Source organism: Protofrankia sp. CiP1_Cm_nod4 (genome assembly GCF_982290645.1).
In genome coordinates this window covers 26616-42538 of sequence record NZ_CEVIVC010000034.1, presented here as the reverse complement: position 1 = coordinate 42538, position 15923 = coordinate 26616, and the positions used below count along the sequence as shown (strand labels likewise).

16 protein-coding genes and 1 pseudogene are annotated in these 15923 nt (G+C 68.3%); 7 read left to right on the top strand and 10 right to left on the bottom strand.

The genetic code is table 11. The annotated features are described in order from the left end of the window. Positions 1-123: 123 nt before the first annotated feature. From AC5LSR_RS09220 to AC5LSR_RS09210, 3 genes are all read right to left on the bottom strand, one after another. Complete coding sequence (locus AC5LSR_RS09220; protein ID WP_250285198.1) at positions 124-858, bottom strand: toll/interleukin-1 receptor domain-containing protein; 735 nt, start codon at positions 856-858, stop codon at positions 124-126. Positions 859-1375: 517 nt separating this feature from the next. Continuing rightward, complete coding sequence (locus AC5LSR_RS09215) at positions 1376-1594, bottom strand: helix-turn-helix domain-containing protein (RefSeq protein WP_235433281.1); 219 nt, start codon at positions 1592-1594, stop codon at positions 1376-1378. Between the two features lie 106 nt (positions 1595-1700). After that, positions 1701-2012 (bottom strand): type II toxin-antitoxin system RelE/ParE family toxin, encoded by a 312-nt coding sequence (locus AC5LSR_RS09210; protein WP_250285197.1) that lies wholly within the window; start codon positions 2010-2012, stop codon positions 1701-1703. 691 nt (positions 2013-2703) lie between these two features. Between AC5LSR_RS09210 and AC5LSR_RS09205 the strand changes: the two are divergent. The 4 genes and pseudogenes from AC5LSR_RS09205 to AC5LSR_RS09190 all read left to right on the top strand — a co-directional run. Next, positions 2704-2955, top strand: a pseudogene (locus AC5LSR_RS09205) (type II toxin-antitoxin system RelE/ParE family toxin); the annotation flags it as partial. Then, entirely contained in the window at positions 2952-3290 is a 339-nt protein-coding gene (locus tag AC5LSR_RS09200; RefSeq protein WP_250285196.1) for an XRE family transcriptional regulator, read from the top strand. The pseudogene AC5LSR_RS09205 and the gene AC5LSR_RS09200, both read left to right, overlap by 4 nt. Positions 3291-3383: 93 nt before the next feature. Beyond that, positions 3384-3662 carry a type II toxin-antitoxin system HicB family antitoxin gene (locus AC5LSR_RS09195; protein ID WP_250285195.1) on the top strand — a complete coding sequence of 93 codons (279 nt, stop codon included), beginning with the start codon at positions 3384-3386 and terminating at the stop codon, positions 3660-3662. Further along, positions 3659-3880 carry a type II toxin-antitoxin system HicA family toxin gene (locus AC5LSR_RS09190; protein ID WP_250285194.1) on the top strand — a complete coding sequence of 74 codons (222 nt, stop codon included), beginning with the start codon at positions 3659-3661 and terminating at the stop codon, positions 3878-3880. Before AC5LSR_RS09195 ends, AC5LSR_RS09190 begins: the two co-directional genes overlap by 4 nt. A 167-nt stretch (positions 3881-4047) precedes the next feature. On the opposite strand, the gene AC5LSR_RS09185 is transcribed toward AC5LSR_RS09190, so the two are convergent. The 7 genes from AC5LSR_RS09185 to AC5LSR_RS09155 all read right to left on the bottom strand — a co-directional run bounded on the left by AC5LSR_RS09185 (position 4048) and on the right by AC5LSR_RS09155 (position 11875). Next, positions 4048-4452 (bottom strand): type II toxin-antitoxin system VapC family toxin, encoded by a 405-nt coding sequence (locus AC5LSR_RS09185; RefSeq protein WP_047221660.1) that lies wholly within the window; start codon positions 4450-4452, stop codon positions 4048-4050. After that, positions 4449-4670: a hypothetical protein gene (locus AC5LSR_RS09180; RefSeq protein ID WP_047221661.1), complete on the bottom strand. Its 222-nt coding sequence runs from the start codon at positions 4668-4670 to the stop codon at positions 4449-4451. The genes AC5LSR_RS09185 and AC5LSR_RS09180 overlap by 4 nt, the downstream gene beginning before the upstream one ends. Positions 4671-5150: 480 nt before the next feature. Next, positions 5151-6272 carry an MFS transporter gene (locus tag AC5LSR_RS09175; protein ID WP_250285193.1) on the bottom strand — a complete coding sequence of 374 codons (1122 nt, stop codon included), beginning with the start codon at positions 6270-6272 and terminating at the stop codon, positions 5151-5153. Between the two features lie 278 nt (positions 6273-6550). Then, a complete protein-coding gene (locus AC5LSR_RS09170; RefSeq protein ID WP_250285199.1) occupies positions 6551-7465 on the bottom strand; it encodes a substrate-binding domain-containing protein in 915 nt (304 codons plus the stop codon). Between the two features lie 219 nt (positions 7466-7684). Then, positions 7685-9496: an alpha/beta fold hydrolase gene (locus AC5LSR_RS09165; RefSeq protein ID WP_250285192.1), complete on the bottom strand. Its 1812-nt coding sequence runs from the start codon at positions 9494-9496 to the stop codon at positions 7685-7687. Positions 9497-10095: 599 nt separating this feature from the next. Next, the gene (locus AC5LSR_RS09160) at positions 10096-10293 is read right to left on the bottom strand and encodes a hypothetical protein (RefSeq protein WP_235433839.1); all 198 of its coding nucleotides are present in this window, start codon (positions 10291-10293) and stop codon (positions 10096-10098) included. A 337-nt stretch (positions 10294-10630) separates the two neighbouring features. Next, positions 10631-11875 (bottom strand): hypothetical protein, encoded by a 1245-nt coding sequence (locus AC5LSR_RS09155; protein WP_250285191.1) that lies wholly within the window; start codon positions 11873-11875, stop codon positions 10631-10633. Between the two features lie 72 nt (positions 11876-11947). Here AC5LSR_RS09155 and AC5LSR_RS09150 point away from each other — a divergent pair, with 72 nt between their 5' ends. From AC5LSR_RS09150 to AC5LSR_RS09140, 3 genes are all read left to right on the top strand, one after another. Beyond that, positions 11948-12709 (top strand): glycosyltransferase, encoded by a 762-nt coding sequence (locus tag AC5LSR_RS09150; RefSeq protein WP_493464781.1) that lies wholly within the window; start codon positions 11948-11950, stop codon positions 12707-12709. A 520-nt stretch (positions 12710-13229) separates the two neighbouring features. Then, complete coding sequence (locus AC5LSR_RS09145) at positions 13230-14093, top strand: YihY/virulence factor BrkB family protein (RefSeq protein WP_250285189.1); 864 nt, start codon at positions 13230-13232, stop codon at positions 14091-14093. A gap of 30 nt (positions 14094-14123) precedes the next feature. Beyond that, the gene (locus AC5LSR_RS09140) at positions 14124-15791 is read left to right on the top strand and encodes an MFS transporter (protein WP_250285188.1); all 1668 of its coding nucleotides are present in this window, start codon (positions 14124-14126) and stop codon (positions 15789-15791) included. The last annotated feature ends 132 nt before the right edge of the window (positions 15792-15923 follow it).

The following is a 15923-nucleotide window of genomic DNA, read 5'->3' as shown; positions in this document are numbered from 1 at the left end:
TTAAGAAGCCGTTCTACTTCCAAAGCGGAATCTAGTGCTTCGTTGAATCTACCCACCTTTACCAGACGGACAGCTTTATTAGTCAATAGCAAAATCTGATCGAATACTCCAATCCGACTCGGCTCACTCACTCAAATCTCCTACATGTATACTGTCACCTTGTTCATTGGGAGAGCGAAAGCGGGTTTCGAGAATTCGGCGCTGAAACTCAATAAGTACGGTTCGATCAATATATTCGCGTACCTCGTAGAGTTCCTTTATGTCCCGCGCCCAGGAGCCATTGAGTAGACCACCTTGGCCAGTGAGATTTGGGTTCTGCGGCCACGGTTCCGACGACACCGTCGGTAACCCACTCGGAAACGACACCGGCCCTGTGATAGCTCGCAGCATCGGTGGGAACGGCGGCGCTGACACCGGCTTGCCCCGCTCGCCCGACACCGCCAGTCCAGCCGCCCGCAGCAACTCCGCTCGCGCCGCCGCCTCGCCGACCCCGAACAGGTCGATCGAGACAATCTGGTTCAATAACTCCGGACGATCACAATCGGTTACCCGAACCGCCAGTAGCTTGCGGGCCTGCCCGGCCGGATCTGCCGCCCACGCTGCCTGCCACTCCGCCGCCCCGTACACCGACCGGGCATAGTCCGCCGACAGCACCGCGATCGTCCGCGCTGCCCGCATCACACCCTCCTGCATCCCCGACACCCAGTTCGACCCCGGCGCGAAATCCCACGCCTGGATTAACACCCGGTAACCCGCATCTTCCAACGTCCAAGCGATCCACTCCGCCCACGCCCGATCCGTCTGGGTGTACGACACGAAGAAGTGCGGATTGCCCCCCGTGTCACCCCCGTCGACCACCCGTCAAGCATGCCATCACCGCCCAACGCGCCAGGAAGTGGCCGACGGGCGCCGGCCATGCCGTTCGTATGTCCGTGGCATCGGTGACAATCGGGTCAGAACGGGGAGCTACGGCGGGTATCGAACCGCCGCGAAGTGGGCCGGAACATGCGAACCCAGGTCGGCAACGGTCACTCACAGGTTTCCCAAGCTCGTAATGTTGATCTCAGCGACACGTGGGGATCTGTCCAGGTGTACCCACTGCTGTACCCAAGCCGGCGGACGTTGGCGGACGAGTACGAACACCGGTGGACGGCGAGCGCAGGTCACGCCGACACGGTGGACGCCCACGGACATCGGCGGACGGTCCGCTTGCTACTCTTAATCTGCGGGTTCGGGGTTCAAGTCCCTGGCGGCGCACCCGTTCTGACCAGCGATTCCGTCATCTGGAGAGGAACCGCTGATCTGCTTCGGGTAGCTGCGCGAGCCTGCTGGCCGGCAGCGATGATGCGGATCCATCGAGTCGTTGGGCACATCCCTAGCCGAGGACGACTCTGCGATCACCGAAGTCGGCGACGATCTCGATCTTTCCGCCAAGAGCTTCCACGTAGGCCCTGATCGTGGACAGTCCTGCGCGGTCGAGCGCACCGCGTTCAAGCTCGGAGACCGACGGCTGCTTGACGTGCATGCGCTCGGCCAGCTCCACTTGAGTCAGGCCCTGCTCCTCGCGGATCTCTCGGAGTCTGAAGGCGCGCACCTCGGCGTCCATACGAGCACGATGCTCCGCGACTCTGTCTTCCCTAGGAGGCCGCTTGGCTCGTGTCTGGTTCCATGTACTTGTCATCGTGTGTGCCTCCTCCCGATCAGCTTCCATGTTCACTACGCAACCACTCGTCGTACCGATCATCGGCGATCTTGATATTTCGGGTGTACCAGCCACTCCAGTCACCGGACTTGTCACCGCCGACGAGCAGTACTGCCCGTCGTTGTGGATCGAACACGAACAGGATGCGTACCTCTCCCGAGCCGGATGATCCCGGGCGTAGCTCTTTCATGTTGTGGTGTCGGGATCTCTTGATGAGGTCGACCAGAGGCCGGCCTAAAGCCGGGCCGTCGTCTGCGAGCTTGTCGATCGCGGCGGCGACCAGGTCGTAGCTACTGTCGTCGAGGCTCAACAGCCACGTCTCGACCTCGTCGAGTAGCCGGACATCCAGCGCACCTCCTAACTATAGGCTCTTGCCTGTATAGGGCAAGGCCTATGAGGTTGGCGACGTCATGTACCCGGTCGTGTACCCGAGCCGGCGCACGTCGACGGACGAGCACGAACACCGGTGGACGGCGAGCGCAGGCCACGCCGACACCACGGACATCTACGGATATCGATGGACGAACCGCTCTTTCCTCTTAATCTGCGGGTTCGGGGTTCAAGTCCCTGGCGGCGCACCCGCCGGCTTGCCATGCTCGCCGATCTTTGATCGGCTTCGCCGAGGGACGTGATGTCTACCCGGGGGACGACCCCCGGACCCCAGGTTTCGCGCTCTGCGCGACTATCATCCACGCGGTATCTCACGAGGGCGCGCAACGTGGGTGCGAATTCCTGCCAGGGGCGCACCGTGTGCCGGGTGAGGCGGCCTGTGTCATCCAGCGGGGAGGGCTACATGGACGAGTCCGAGCTGCCGGCGGCGCTCCGTGATGTCGAACTTGTTGATCCACCTGCCTGGCTCGACACAGTGCTCGTGGAGGCAGCGGGACGCTTGCGGTCGTTCGCGTCGATCGAGGAGTTCGACGCCTACGCCCGGCAGGTCACTGCCGATGACGGAGAGACACTACGTCGCACCGGCATGACAGGTACCACGGGCAGGCCCGACCCTCGGCCGGCCCCTGGTCGACCGGATCAAGGGCTCACGTCGTCACAACATGAAAGAGCTACGGCCTGGCTCGGCAGGCACGAGCGAGATCCGAATCCTGTTCGCCTTCGACCCGGTCCGCCGTGCGGTGCTGCTGGTGGCCGGAGACAAGTCCGGCAACTGGCAGCACTGGTATGAGACCGCGATACCCGCGGCGGACGAACGCTACGACCTTCATCTGACCGAGATCGAGAGGAGGGACTACCGATGACAACGATGAGATGGGACGACGTCAAACACCAGGCTGAGCAGGCACGTGTCGCCGCCGGCCACCCGGTACGGACCGACGCCGACCGTGAGGCCGGGCAGCGCCGTCTCGACGACGAGATCCACGCCTACCGGCTGGCCGAGGTCCGACGCAGCCGCGCCCTGACCCAACGCGAGGTCGCTGAAACCATGAGCGTATCCGGTCCCCGCATCTCCGATGTGGAACGCGGAAAGCTGGATGTGGTGTCGGTGTCGGTCCTGCGCGCCTACGTCGAGGCTCTCGGCGGACGGTTGAAGCTCACCGCCGAGTTCGGCGACTCGAGCTACATCGTCGCCTGACATCAGCTCCGTCAACCGCCACCGAACACAGCGGCAGGAAAGCCAGCCCGGACCTGGACCGGTAGACAGCGGCGGACAGGGAGCTCTGCCGGAATGATCGTTCTGGCGGATCGACGTCACGTGGCGCTGTACGCTCGTTGCGTGGCTGAGACGAGACTGCTCACAGCGGTACTGACGCCAGACCTGGACGGTGGGTATGTCGTCCAGATTGTGGAGCTGCCGGGCGTGATCAGCCAGGGCGACACCGTGGAGGAGGCACTGGCGAACATTCGCGAAGCCGCCGAGCTCTACCTCGAAGACGCGACGCCAGCGGATCGAGCCGCACTTGACGTCCACCCTCTGACCACCGCGGTGCAGGTGCGTGTGGCTTGAGCGGCCTTCCTGTCCTGTCCGGCGCGCGACTGGTCAAGGCGCTCGAGCACGCCGGGTTCACGCAGGTCCGGAGCAGGGGAAGCCACGTTGTGATGCGCAACCTGGACAACGGGCGCGGGGTGACCGTGCCGCTCCACAGCACAATCAAGCGTGGCACGCTCGCAGCGGTTCTCCGCCAGGCGGGACTGCGTCCTGACGAACTCGACGCACTCCTGTAGCAGGCACCCAGCGCAGGCGGTACCGGGTGGCCGGCGGCGACACGTGCCTGCTTGGCCTGGCGTTTGACGTCGTCCCATCTCATCGTTGTCATCGGTAGTCCCTCCTCTCGATCCCGATCAGGTGAAGGTCGTAGCGTTCGTTCGCTGAGAAGGGGAGGGGCTCGCGGCTACGGTAGGAGCGTGACGGGGCTTCTGGGGCGCACGACGGAGAAGTGCCGTCGATCAAGGGTTGCTATGGCATCTGTTCCAAGTCTTTCAGCGATCGCGATGACAGCGGCGTCAACCGAGCCGAGAGGGAAGTCCGCGTATTTCTCGATCAGTTCAACAATCCGATCGATGTCCGTCTTTGCCAGCGGGATCAGGGTGATCTGTCCGGTACCGATAGAGCGCAGGAACGCGGCTTCGGCATGGGTACCCTTCTCCCGCTCCAGCAGGTAACAGACCTCGGTGAGCACGGGGTAGGGAACGAGTAACGGGCGGGGCGTACGTCGCATGAGCGCGACGCACCGGGCGTGATCTTTGTCGTCGGCGTCGATGGCGGCGACGAGTGGGCCGGTGTCCCAGATGATCACTCGGGTTCGCGTCCCATCTCCGCACGCAGGATCTCGCCGGAGCGGGCCGCGAGGTCGCCCTTGCCGCTGGACAGCGCGCCCACGAAGTCTGGCAGCGGCCACTCGTCGCCGCCGTCCTCGGTCGGGGTGCTCTCGCGCACGAGAGCCAGGATCGGCGCCACCTGCGATTCAGGCAGCCGGTCAATCAATCTATGCAGCTCGTCCCGCAAGATGCTCACAGATCACAGGATACGGCCGCGGGCAGCGGCCGACTCGCCAGATCCACTGGCGTACGACCTTGTGGCCCTGTCAGGGTGGGCATCTCCTGTCTCATCCCATCTTGCGATCTTGGTGGGTAGAACGATCTGGGCGAGCGTGCTCCTGCCGACCTGCCGACCTACCGCGCGCCGCCGACGACCACCCGGATGTCTCCAAGCGCCGCCGACACAAGGTCCGTGGCATGCCTCGGGAAGAGGTCAGGACTCGGCTGCCCGACTGCCATCCCGCCCTCCTCCGGCCGGCCCAAACACATGCCCGCGGTCAGTTTGAAGCCATGGTCACGGTCGTTCCGCGAGCATGATCGCGGTCGTTCCGCGGGCATGGCCGTGACCGGTCTGACGTCCCGGCGTTTCCGGAGCGGCCCTGCCACGGCGGAGCCGGGTGGGGCTCGGAGGGGCTTGCGTGGTTCCGGCGAGGTGAGGGGCCGTGTATGGCGGGCATCAGGCTGTTTTTCTGGCGCTCGGCGCCACTGTCACCGACAGGAGAAGGGCGAGCGTGAGCACCATCCAGGCCGCGAGATAGCTGAAGGCGAGGGTGGGCGAGGCGAGGGTGTACAGGAGGCCGGCGACGACGTTCGCGGCGAGGTTCCCGACCGCTTGGACGGTGGCGAGCAGCCCGAACGCCGATCCTCGGATCTCGTCGGGCGCGAGGGCCGCGACGGCCGCGTGTTCGGCGGTCTCCGCGCAGCCGATCCCGATTCCGGCGAGCACGAAGGCCACGCCGAGCAGCCAGATCACCGGTCCGGCGACCGCGAACAGCAGGTAGGAGACCAGGAACGTCGCTACTCCGACGGCGGTGACCAGGAGCGGGCCGTGACGGCCGATCCGGTCGGACAGCCCGCCCGCGGGAAAGGACGCGGCCGTTGCGGCGATGTTGTAGGCGATGTACAGCGCGATCCCGATCCGGGTGGCCGCGTCCGTGCCGTGGCCGGCGGCCAGGAGATCGGTGGCGCGCAGGATCAGCAGGGTGCCCGCCACGTTGCCGACCTCGAAGGCGGTGAACCCCGCCAGCACTCGGCCGAGCTGCCCGCGCAGCACCGGCCGGATCTGGAACCGCAACCGGCGCCGCTCGGTGGCCCGTGGCAGCTTTGCCTGCCGGATCGCGTAGACGATCGCGAGCGCCGCCAGCAGACCGGGAACGAGCGAGATCAGCATGGCGGTGCGCACGCTGACCAGCGACACCAGGCCGAGCGCCAGCAAGGGGCCGATGATCGCGCCGAGGTTGTCCATGGTCCGTTCAAACCCGTAGGCTCGGCCGTAGGCGACGGCGGGCACCACGTCGGCGAGCAGCGCGTTGCGGGCCGGTACCCGCAGTCCGCGGGCCGCCCAGGCGCCAGCCCGCAACATCCCCGCCTGGGCTACGGAGGTGGTCGCCCCGATCAGTGCGGAGAACACCGCCGTGGTGGTGTAGCCGCCGACCGCGACCGCGCGCCGCCGGCCGGGATCGTCCGCCAGCGCGCCGCCGACGAACCTGCCCGCCCCGGCCAGCCCTTCCGACACTCCTTCGATCGCGCCCAGTGCCGCGGCCGGCGCGCCCAGGGTCGTGGTGACAAAGCTCGCCATCAGCGAGGTCGGCACCTCATGCCCGACATCGGCGAGGAAGCTCGCCGTCCCAATCCCTCCGACACCTGGTGTCAGCCACGGCCGCCGCCCCGAGGCGATAGATGTCTCGGCAGGGGTTTCGGCTGGCGCTGTACTGGTCTCAGTATTCACAGGTGGGATCAGACAACACGCGGTCCCGCAGATGCAGACTGTTTTTCCTGGCGGGTCCCCTATATACTGATCATTAGTTTCGGTCTGTGCTACTACTGAGCGAACCAGCAATCGCAAGGATTACCGGCTCAGCGATTGGCCGAGACCAGCGGCCGGACGGTGGCAGTGTGCTGAAGGTCATAGCCATCCAGATCTGCGACAGATCGCTGGAACAGCGGATCCCGAAGTGTGGCGATCAGCGGTCGGACCGCCCCCAACGCGCCATGGCCAAGAGCGATCTCGTAGGGCTCCCACAGCAGCGGGACGAAGTCGAGCCCCAGATCCGCCAGCCCGGCCCGCACCCCCAGACCGACATCGGCGATACCCGTGGCAACGGCAAACGCGATCTCCATATGCGAATGCAGTTCGGGCCCGGCAATCTCGTGCGGCGCGACCCCGTCGGTGAGTAGAAGCTGTTCGAGCAGCAGCCGAGTACCCGCGCCCAACTCACGCCTGGCCACCCGCAGACCACCGAGCTGGGCGGCGGACGCCAGGCCCCGTGGGTTGCCCGCCGGGACGATCAGCCCCTGCTCACGCCGCCACAGATGCAGAAGACGCGGCTTGTCGCGACCCAGCACCGCCCGCGCGAACGCCTCGTTGTACACGCCATCCCGATGGCGCAGGTGGATCACCGCGCCATCGGCCTCGCCACGCGCGACCGCTCGCAGCCCCTGGAAACTCCCCCGCGCCCCTACCGGCACGACCGCCGCGCCGAGCCGGTCAAGCAGGACACCCAGCGCCGGGTCATCGCTGCCCGCCAGCCGGAACACCCTCTCTGGCTCCAATAGGCGCGCCGCGGCGATCGCACCCTCACCGGCGACCCGCGCCCGCCGCCGGTCCGCCATGGTGATCACTCCGGCATCCGCCAGATAGCGGTAGGCCCGCACCACCGTCGACGACGTCGTTCCCAGAGTCCGGGCGTACTCCCGCACGCCGGGCAACTCCTCACCCGCCGCCAACTCCCCGGACCGCACACGACGAGCTAAATCATCAGCAATCTGCATATAAAGGGCCATGGCTACCAACTATATGATCATTTAGCCGTCCGAGGCGCCGGCACCGGCGCACGACGGAAAAGTGTCGATCAAGGGTTGCTATGGCATCTGTTCCAAGTCTTTCAGCGATCGCGATGACAGCGGGCGTCAACCGAGCCGCTGCGATTCGGGCAGCCGGTCGATCAGTCTGTGCGACTCGTCCAGGTAGGGGCCCGCGGTGCTGCTGGGTCAGCCCAGGGGCAACGTCAGGTATGCGGGACTGTCGTCGGGCGAGCTGATCGTCGTGGTGCTGCCGTCGACGCTCGCGTCCGAGTAGAGCGGGTCCTTGCTGGTGACGGCCAGTATCAGCCGGTGGCCCGGGGCCAGGTCGTAGCCGGCGGCCTGCAGCCTCCAGATGATGTAGCGGTCCTGCCCGGGAGCCAGGTCGGTGAGTGTGTAGGGCTCGTGCGTGATGATGCGGGCCGTGTTGTCAGAGCTGACGTCGAACAGGTAGGCCACCAGGGTCGTGGACCGGGCCGAGCTGCGCACGGTCAGTGCGAGCTCGGGGATGCCTCGGATCCGGCGGGCCGCGTTGCCGTGGCTGTCTGCCGTGATCGGAGCGCTGGCCCAGACCGCGAGGTTCTGGCGGTCGAACTTGTCCGTGTTGTAGCTCTTCGGGTTGCCATTCCACTCGGCCTGGCCGGTCGTGATGATGGCGTCCACCGCGGTGGCCTCGGTCAGCTGCCCGGCGGTGAACTCCCGCGTCCAGCCCGTTTCCGGAGCGGTGCGCAGACCGCCGTCACGGCTGCCCGGCTCGGTGGCGGTCAGGTACCACCGCTCGGCGGAGGTGGTGACATCGTCCCAGGACGCCCTGGGCTCGCGGGTGGCCGGTTCGGTGATGATGTCCTTCCCGGTCTGCGGATCGGTGCTGGTCCGGTAGGTGAACATGATCTGGCTGTTGACCGGGGACCAGCCGGGTACGTCGTTGGCGAGCCCGCCCACATAGTGGTCCAGCCAGGCGAATGCCTCGTCGACCGGCAGGTTCGGCCCGCTGAACGGGATGGTCAGGCCGGCGCCCTCGGGTGCGGCGTGGTCGCCGATCCACAGGTTCAGCCGCTTCGGCACGGTCAGCCGGTCGAAGTGCTCGACGACCTGGTTGCCCGGGAACAGCGTCTCGTGCCAGGTGTGGGAGAAAAACGTGGGAATGCCGCGGGCATTGGTCTGCTCGACATACGACGACGGTGCCCGCTCCGTGCCCCACGCCACCACGTCGTCGAGGTTCTGGCCGGCCTGGAAATCCGCCAGGATCTGCTGGGTGGCAGCGTCGAACTTCTGCTCGACCGGGCCGCCGGTGAAGTTGATCAGGGCGGTCACCGCCGCCAGATGCCGGGTGTCGTGCTGGTAGAGACTCGCGGCCAGGTCGCCCCAGGTGCTCAGGGCCACGACCGCGTCCACGCGCCCCGCCGGATCGTGCGCCGCGACCAGCTGGCTGATACCCGAACCGTACGATTCGCCCAGGAAGGCGATTCGGCTCGGGTCGAAGTACTGCTGGGCGTAGTCGATGACGGTTGAGCCATCGGCCCAGTCCGCGGGCCCGGCCACATCGATCGTGCCCTCGGAGGTGAACGGGCTGCCGGTGAAGCCGATTCCACGCGGGGTGTAGGCCAGCACGTGGTAGCCGCGCAGCGCCAGCTGGAGGTACGCGTACTCGAACAGGGCCCAGCCGAAGGGCGTCCAGCCCGAGGGCACGATCACCACGGGTCGGGGTTCCGAGGTCCTGAGCCTGATCGTGTGCGCCGACAGCCGTGCTCCGTCGGTGGCGGTGATCCGGGGAAAGTCGACGCTCGCCGCCTGCCGCACCTGCTCCGTCAGCTTCTGGAGGTCGGGGGTCAGCAGCGCCTTCTCGGCCGTGCCGCTCAGCGTGGCGATCAGCGCCTGTGCGACGTTGACGGCGGCCGGGTCGAGAGAGGTGGCCGAGGTATAGATGCCGCTTTCGGCGATCCGGCTCAACTGTGCCGCGGTGACCGCGTTGATCGTGCCGTCTTCCTGCGGGTGGCTCACGAAGCCCGTCCTCTCACTGTCGCCGACCGAGCATGTGGGACGGCCGGCACGTGCTGTCCGCCGGGGATCCCGGCATTTTCATGGTCTTTTTCTTCGTCGCGGCAAAGCGGATAGGACGCGCGGAAGCGCATAAACCGCTCGGATACGAGCCGGGCGCTCCCTGAGCGCCACATGGCCAGGGGTCATCCCTGAAGCAGGAGAAGGCTCATGTCTTCGGATAAGCGGACTCCGCTCAGGGTTTGCGCACAAGCGGTCAAACCAGTCAGTTCCCAGATGAGGTGTCCGTGGAGCCGGCTTTCGTTTCGAGGTTCTTGCCGGTCCTCGGGGCCAACGTGTACCGGCGGCCGGTATCGAGGACGCCGCCATCCTTCCGCGCGATGACGCTATCACGCAGCGTAGGCGTCGGTGGTTGCCGCGATGGCGCAACAGGCGGTCGACACGGTAGAGGTGGCGCGCAAGGCGCCAGGTCACGATCACACGCACGGCGAAGCATGCCGCAGGACCCGGCCCCAGCCAGGCTCATGGATCGAATGGATGCCCGTTCCGCGGCGGTTTTTCCTCCGGCGAGCTGAAGGCGCCGGCTGTGGTGTTTGGGGCGCTCACTCACCCAGGAGCCCCTGATCGACGACACCGTCGAGGTCGGCGAAGAACCGGTCGGAGTCGAGTGGCGCCTCGTGCGCGAACATCGCGAGCACCTGTGCCGCCGGGACGAAGGTCCGGCGTCGGAGCGGGACCAGTTCCGCGATGTCCGTGGCATGTCTCGGGAAAAGGCCAGCAGCCGGCAGCCCGGCTGTCATCCCACCCTCCTCCGGTCGGCCACACGCATGGTCATGGTCAGTTTAACGCCATGATCACGATCGTTCCGCGACCATGATCGCGGTCGGTTTGAAGTCATGGTCACGGTCGTTCCGCGAACATGGTCACGGTCGTTTCGCGGGCATGACCGCGACGGGTCTGACGTTCCGGCGTTTCCGGGGCGGCCCTGTCACGGCGGAGCCGGGTGGGCCGGAGCGCTCCGGCCCAAGCTGGCGGTCCCCGAGGCCGAAGGATGTGAGTCCAGTGCTGTCCAGCAGCACTAAAACTCACATCCTTCGATGTCCGCCGACCCGATTTGGCGAAAGCGGCAGACGGCTTCTAACGCTGGGTGCCGCCGGGGTCGGGTGGGGTGGTGCGGGGGCCGGGGTGGTGACGGCCGGTGATGATCCAGGTGCCGGCGACTGTCAGGAGGGCGAACAGCAGGAGGCCGGCGCCGAGGAGGACGAGGAGGAACGCGCGGTCGCGCAGGGGCAGGGTGCCGGTGAGGGTGATCTGGAGTGAGCCGACGGCGAACGCGATGGCCGCGGTGAAGACGGTGACGAGTTCGACGGCGCGGATGGCGGAGGTCTGGAGGGTCCGGCGGAGGTCCCGGTTGGCGGTGTCCTGGTCGAGCCAGCGGGTCTGCTGGTCGCTGGTCCAGGCGGCGCGGTCGAGCCCTTCCAGGATCGTCGCCCGCTCCCGCAGGTACTGTCCCTGGAGCAGTTCGTGGCTGATCCTGGCGCCGATCGCGGGCAGGAGCCGCAGCGCGGTGTCGATGGTGGCCAGCGCGTCGGTGTAGTCGCCGCACATGCGTTGTCCGCTGGCGAGGCGGAACCGGAAGAGGTGGTCGTCGGGGTACTCCGCGACGGCCTCGGCGGCGTGCCGGCGCAGCTGTTCGCCCTGGCCGGGGAACGGCGGGGCGGCCCACAGGGCGTTGAGGCAGACGTCGACGACGGCGCGGGAGCGGGGCGCCGCGCTCCAGGCGGTGTCGAGGAGCTCGAGCGCGTGACTGGTGGTGATGGTGCGGCTGCCGAAGGCGGCGAACGCGCGTAGACCCGTGAACAGCGGGTCGTCGCGGTGCTGGCCGGCGGCGACGGCGAGCAGGGAGGACTCGAGGAACTGGTGGAGTTCGTCGAACCAGAAGTTCGCGCGCAGCTTGCCGGCGTGGTAAAGCGTGGCGAAGTAACAGATGTCGGTGGAGCCCTGGAAGGTCTCGACGATCCGGCCGGTGGCGAGGGTGAGGTCGTGGCGGGACTCGACGGTGTCCTTGGTGATGAAGGCGTAGCCCAGCGACCACTTCTCGATGATGTCCGGGCGGACGGGCGGGTCGGTGTGGTCGTGTAGCCAGCGGGCGCAGCGGGCCGCGACCTCGACGGTGGGCTGGTGGAGCAGCCGGCGGCGCCAGTACCGGTCGGCGCAGATCAGCCAGGGGTCGGTGGCGAAGTCCGCCGACGGGACGCGGAAGGGGGGCTCGACGTCCGCGTCGATCAGTTCGGCGGCGACCTCCTCGCAGACCCGGTCCAGCTCGCGGGAGTCGGCCGAGGCCACCCGACCGAGTCGCGTGTTGATCGATGCGACGTCCATGTGCCCCCTCCGCTGGATCTCATCGGCATATCTATCACACGAATTCGGCTCGGACTGATACATATTGCGAACATGTGGGTGGATGTGGTCACCGCGGCACACGCCGAGTACGCCGGATACCTGCCGGCGGCGTGGGACTCGCTGCACCGCCAGCACCATCCCCACTGGACGTGGCGGGTCCAGGTCGACGGGCCTCCCGGGGAGGTTCTCGACGCGCTGGCCGCCTGCGGAGCGGCGGACGACGGCCGGGTCCGGATCGCCGCGCACGGCACCGAGGAAGGCCCCGCGGTCACCCGCAACATCGCCCTCGGCTCGTGCACCGCGCCGCTGGTGCAGAACCTCGACGCCGATGACGAGCTCGAACCCGGCGCGCTCGCCGCCCTCAGCGGCGCGCTCGCCACCCACGCCCACGCCGGCTACGCGGTCGGCCACGCCCGCGACCTGCACGCTGACGGGACCCTGCGCACCATGCCGCTGGCCGTGCCCGCCGGACCGCTGGCACGCGGAGCGCTCGCCGTCGCCTGGGCGTCCGCCCTGCCCGACCGCACGCTGCCACCCGTACATCCGGCAGGGGTGATGTGGCGGCGGAACCTGCTTCTCGCCGTCGGGGGATGGGCCGCGCTGCGCGGCGTCGAGGACACCGCGACCCTGATCGCCGGCTCCGCGCTCGCCACCGGCGTTCTGCTCGACGTCCCGACGTTGCGTTACCGCCGCCACGACGCCCAGCGTTCCCGCCGGAACAGCGACTTCTCGGGGGGGGGGTCTCAGTATTTGCTTATTTGGCAGCGGGCCTCCCTGCTCGCGGCCGGACCTCCCTGGGAGGACTGGGGCTGAGGGTTTCACCCCGGCGTCCGGGTCCACCGCCAGCTTCGGCCCGCGCCACGCGCACCGCCTCCCGTCCTCGTCCATGACGGGTCAACCCGGTTGAGACCGACGAATTTTGCGGTCGGCGGCCAAACCGTGACAGCGACACCCGTGTGCCGTGCCGGGAATCGGGTGCCTTTGCCGCGAGGAGCACCTTCCGCTGCTTTCGGATGCGCCGGAGGTGCGAGGACGCCCACGTGCCGAGATGCTGAGGTGCACGGCCCGGCCGGCCGGTTGGTCGGCCGGTCGGCCGGTCGGTTGGTCGGTTGGCGGACGATCGCGGCGGCTGCCGGCGGTGGGGACGCGCGGTCTGGAGGGGGTCATGCCCAGGAGCCGACGCGCGCGCGGTGCGGGGCGTACCCCTCGGCCATCCGAAGGCGCCCCTCGGCCGTCCGGCGGTGCCGGCGGTACCGGCGGAGCCAGCGGAGCCAGCGGCGTCCGTGGCGCCGGCGGTGCCGCCGCGGACCGGGTGCGGCGGCTGTCCGGGCGGATGGCGACGGCTGTCCGGCGCGTCCGGGCGCGGCTGCGGGGCGGCGCGGCGGAGGATCTGGCGTCCAGGCTGCGTCAGGGTGATCTGATCAACGGCGCGATGAACCTCGCCGCGCTCATTCTGATGATGTTCTTCCCGTTCATCATCGCGCTGGCCGCGTTGTCACCGCTGCGCTCCGGGGGCGCGGCAGAAGTGATCATCAGGCGGATGGGTCTGAATCAGGAGGCCGCGCAGGCCGTCGAACGGCTTTTCGCGCCACAGGACGGGACGGTCCGCAACGGCTGGTCGGTACTGGGCGCGCTCTGGCTGATTCTCGGCGGCCTGAGCCTGGCCACGACCGTACAGTCCGTCTACGTCAGGGTTTTCGGGCTCCGGCCGCTCGGGCTTCGCGGCGTCCCGGCCCAGGTCGGCTGGCTCGGCGGGCTCATTGTCTTTCTCGCCGGCACCACCGCCGCCGGGGCGCTGCTCACCGGCACCATTCCCGGTCAGATCGGCTACGGCCTGCTCAACACCGCGGGGCTGTTGTTCTTTGTCTGGGCCGGTGTCAGAGTGCTCACTCTCGGCCGGCTCGGGTGGCGCGAGGCCTGGCCGGCCGCTGCGTTCACGACGGTCGGCCTGACCGGCCTGGGCGTGGTGAGCAGGCTGACCTTTTCCGCGTCCATCGTCTCGAACGAGCGGAACTACGGGAGCATCGGCGTCGTTTTCACGATTCTTTCCTGGCTGATCGGTTTTGGCGTTGTTCTCACCGGAGGGGCGATCGTCGGAATGTGGCACAACGAGACGCGGAAACCGGCCACCCACCGCACGGCCAGAACGCGTGCCAAACGGGGTACCGGCCGCGGCGGCCGGAACCGGGAGCCCTGACATGACCGGACGTCAGGGCGGGCGCGGACGATGACGCGCCGCCGGACCGCCGGGAACCGGCTCCCCGAGGCCGGGCCGGGGGCCGTCGCGGCCGGCCGGGCCGTTCTCCCCACGCTGGCGGCGGCGCAGTTCCTCATGACCCTGGACAGCTCGGTCATGAACGTGTCGATCGCCACCGTGGCCGCGGACGTCGGTACCACGGTGACCGGAATCCAGACCGCCATCACCTTCTACACCCTGGTGATGGCCGCATTCATGATCACCGGAGGCAGGCTGGGGCAGATCCTCGGGCATCGGCGCGTGTTCACCCTCGGCTGTGTCGTCTACGGCTGCGGGTCGCTGACGACATCCGTCGCCGGGAACCTCGCCGTCCTCATGTTCGGCTGGTCGTTCCTCGAAGGGGTCGGCGCTGCGCTGATCATGCCCGCGGTCGTCGCCCTCGTCGCGTCGAACTTCCCGCCCGGGCAGCGGCCGCGCGCCTACGGGCTGGTCGCCGCCGCCGGCGCGATCGCGGTCGCGGCGGGCCCGCTCGTCGGCGGCCTGTTCACCACCTATCTGTCCTGGCGCTGGGTTTTCGCCGGCGAGGTCCTCGTGGTGGGCGTCATCCTGTGGCTGACCCGGGGGATGGCGGCTACGCCTGCGACGACGACGACGACGGCGGCGGGCGGGCGTCTCGATCTTGTGGGCGCCGCGCTGTCCGCGACCGGCCTGGCTCTTGTCGTGTACGGCGTCCTGCGGTCGGGGAGCTGGGGGCTGGTCCGGCCGGCGCCCGGCGCACCCGTCTGGCTGGGCCTCTCGCCCGTGATCTGGCTGATCCTCGCCGGCGGGGCCATCCTGTGGCTCTTCGTCCGGTGGCAGGAGCACCGGCTCGCCCGGCACGCCGTCGCGCTGCTCGACCCGGCGCTGCTGCGTGACCGGACGCTGCGGGCCGGGCTCACCTCGTTCTTCTTCCAGTACCTGCTCCAGGCGGGTCTCTTCTTCGTGGTGCCGCTGTACCTGTCGGTGGCACTCGGGCTCTCGGCGGTCGCGACCGGCGTCCGCCTGCTGCCGTTGTCCGTCGCCCTGCTGGTGGCCGCCGTCGGCATCCCCCGGGCCTTCCCGCGGGCCTCGCCCCGGCGCGTCGTCCGGAGCGGTTTCCTTGCCCTGTTCGCCGGTATAACGATCATGATTGCCGCGCTCGACGTCGGTGCTGGGCCGGAGATCGTTACGTGGCCGATGCTGCTCGCGGGCCTCGGGGTGGGCGCGCTCGCGTCGCAGCTCGGCAGCGTCACCGTGTCCGCGGTCGCCGACGAGCGCAGCGGCGAGGTCGGCGGGGTGCAGAACACGGTGACGAACCTGGGCGCCTCGATCGGCACCGCGGCGGCCGGCGCGGTGCTCGTCTCCGCGCTGACCACGTCGTTCCTCACCGGCGTCCAGCAGGATCCCGCCGTGCCGGCGGACCTGGCCACGCATGCCGAGGTGCGGCTGTCCGAAGGCGCACCCTTCCTGTCCGACCAGGACCTGAAGACCCGTCTCGACGAGGCCGGCGTTCCGCCGGACACCGCCGAGGCAATCACCACCGACAACGCGGACGCCCGCATCGCCGGCCTGCGCGCCTCCCTGTCGCTACTCGCCGTAATCGCCCTGGCTGCCCTGTTCCTCACCCGCCGCATCCCGTCCCGACAACCGGCCCCGACGCCACCACCGGCCGGAACGTGAGAAAAGGACGCCTGCCCGTCGACACGCTCTGGGCCCCGTAGCCGGCCGGGGCCGTGGAGCCGCCCCGCTGACTGACGACCGGTCCGTCCCGGTCAGGTCGCTGGTTGCCAGGCTGAGAGAAGGTCGGACGGG

Excerpts from the sequence above, each read along its gene's own strand:
- AC5LSR_RS09175 (WP_250285193.1), bottom strand. The coding sequence starts at position 6,272 with ATGGCGAGCTTTGTCACCACGACCCTGGGCGCGCCGGCCGCGGCACTG.
- AC5LSR_RS09140 (WP_250285188.1), top strand. The coding sequence starts at position 14,124 with ATGACGCGCCGCCGGACCGCCGGGAACCGGCTCCCCGAGGCCGGGCCG.
- AC5LSR_RS09155 (WP_250285191.1), bottom strand. The coding sequence starts at position 11,875 with ATGGACGTCGCATCGATCAACACGCGACTCGGTCGGGTGGCCTCGGCC.
- AC5LSR_RS09170 (WP_250285199.1), bottom strand. The coding sequence starts at position 7,465 with ATGCAGATTGCTGATGATTTAGCTCGTCGTGTGCGGTCCGGGGAGTTG.
- AC5LSR_RS09200 (WP_250285196.1), top strand. The coding sequence starts at position 2,952 with ATGACAACGATGAGATGGGACGACGTCAAACACCAGGCTGAGCAGGCA.
- AC5LSR_RS09145 (WP_250285189.1), top strand. The coding sequence starts at position 13,230 with ATGGCGACGGCTGTCCGGCGCGTCCGGGCGCGGCTGCGGGGCGGCGCG.
- AC5LSR_RS09160 (WP_235433839.1), bottom strand. The coding sequence starts at position 10,293 with ATGACAGCCGGGCTGCCGGCTGCTGGCCTTTTCCCGAGACATGCCACG.
- AC5LSR_RS09195 (WP_250285195.1), top strand. The coding sequence starts at position 3,384 with ATGATCGTTCTGGCGGATCGACGTCACGTGGCGCTGTACGCTCGTTGC.
- AC5LSR_RS09150 (WP_493464781.1), top strand. The coding sequence starts at position 11,948 with ATGTGGGTGGATGTGGTCACCGCGGCACACGCCGAGTACGCCGGATAC.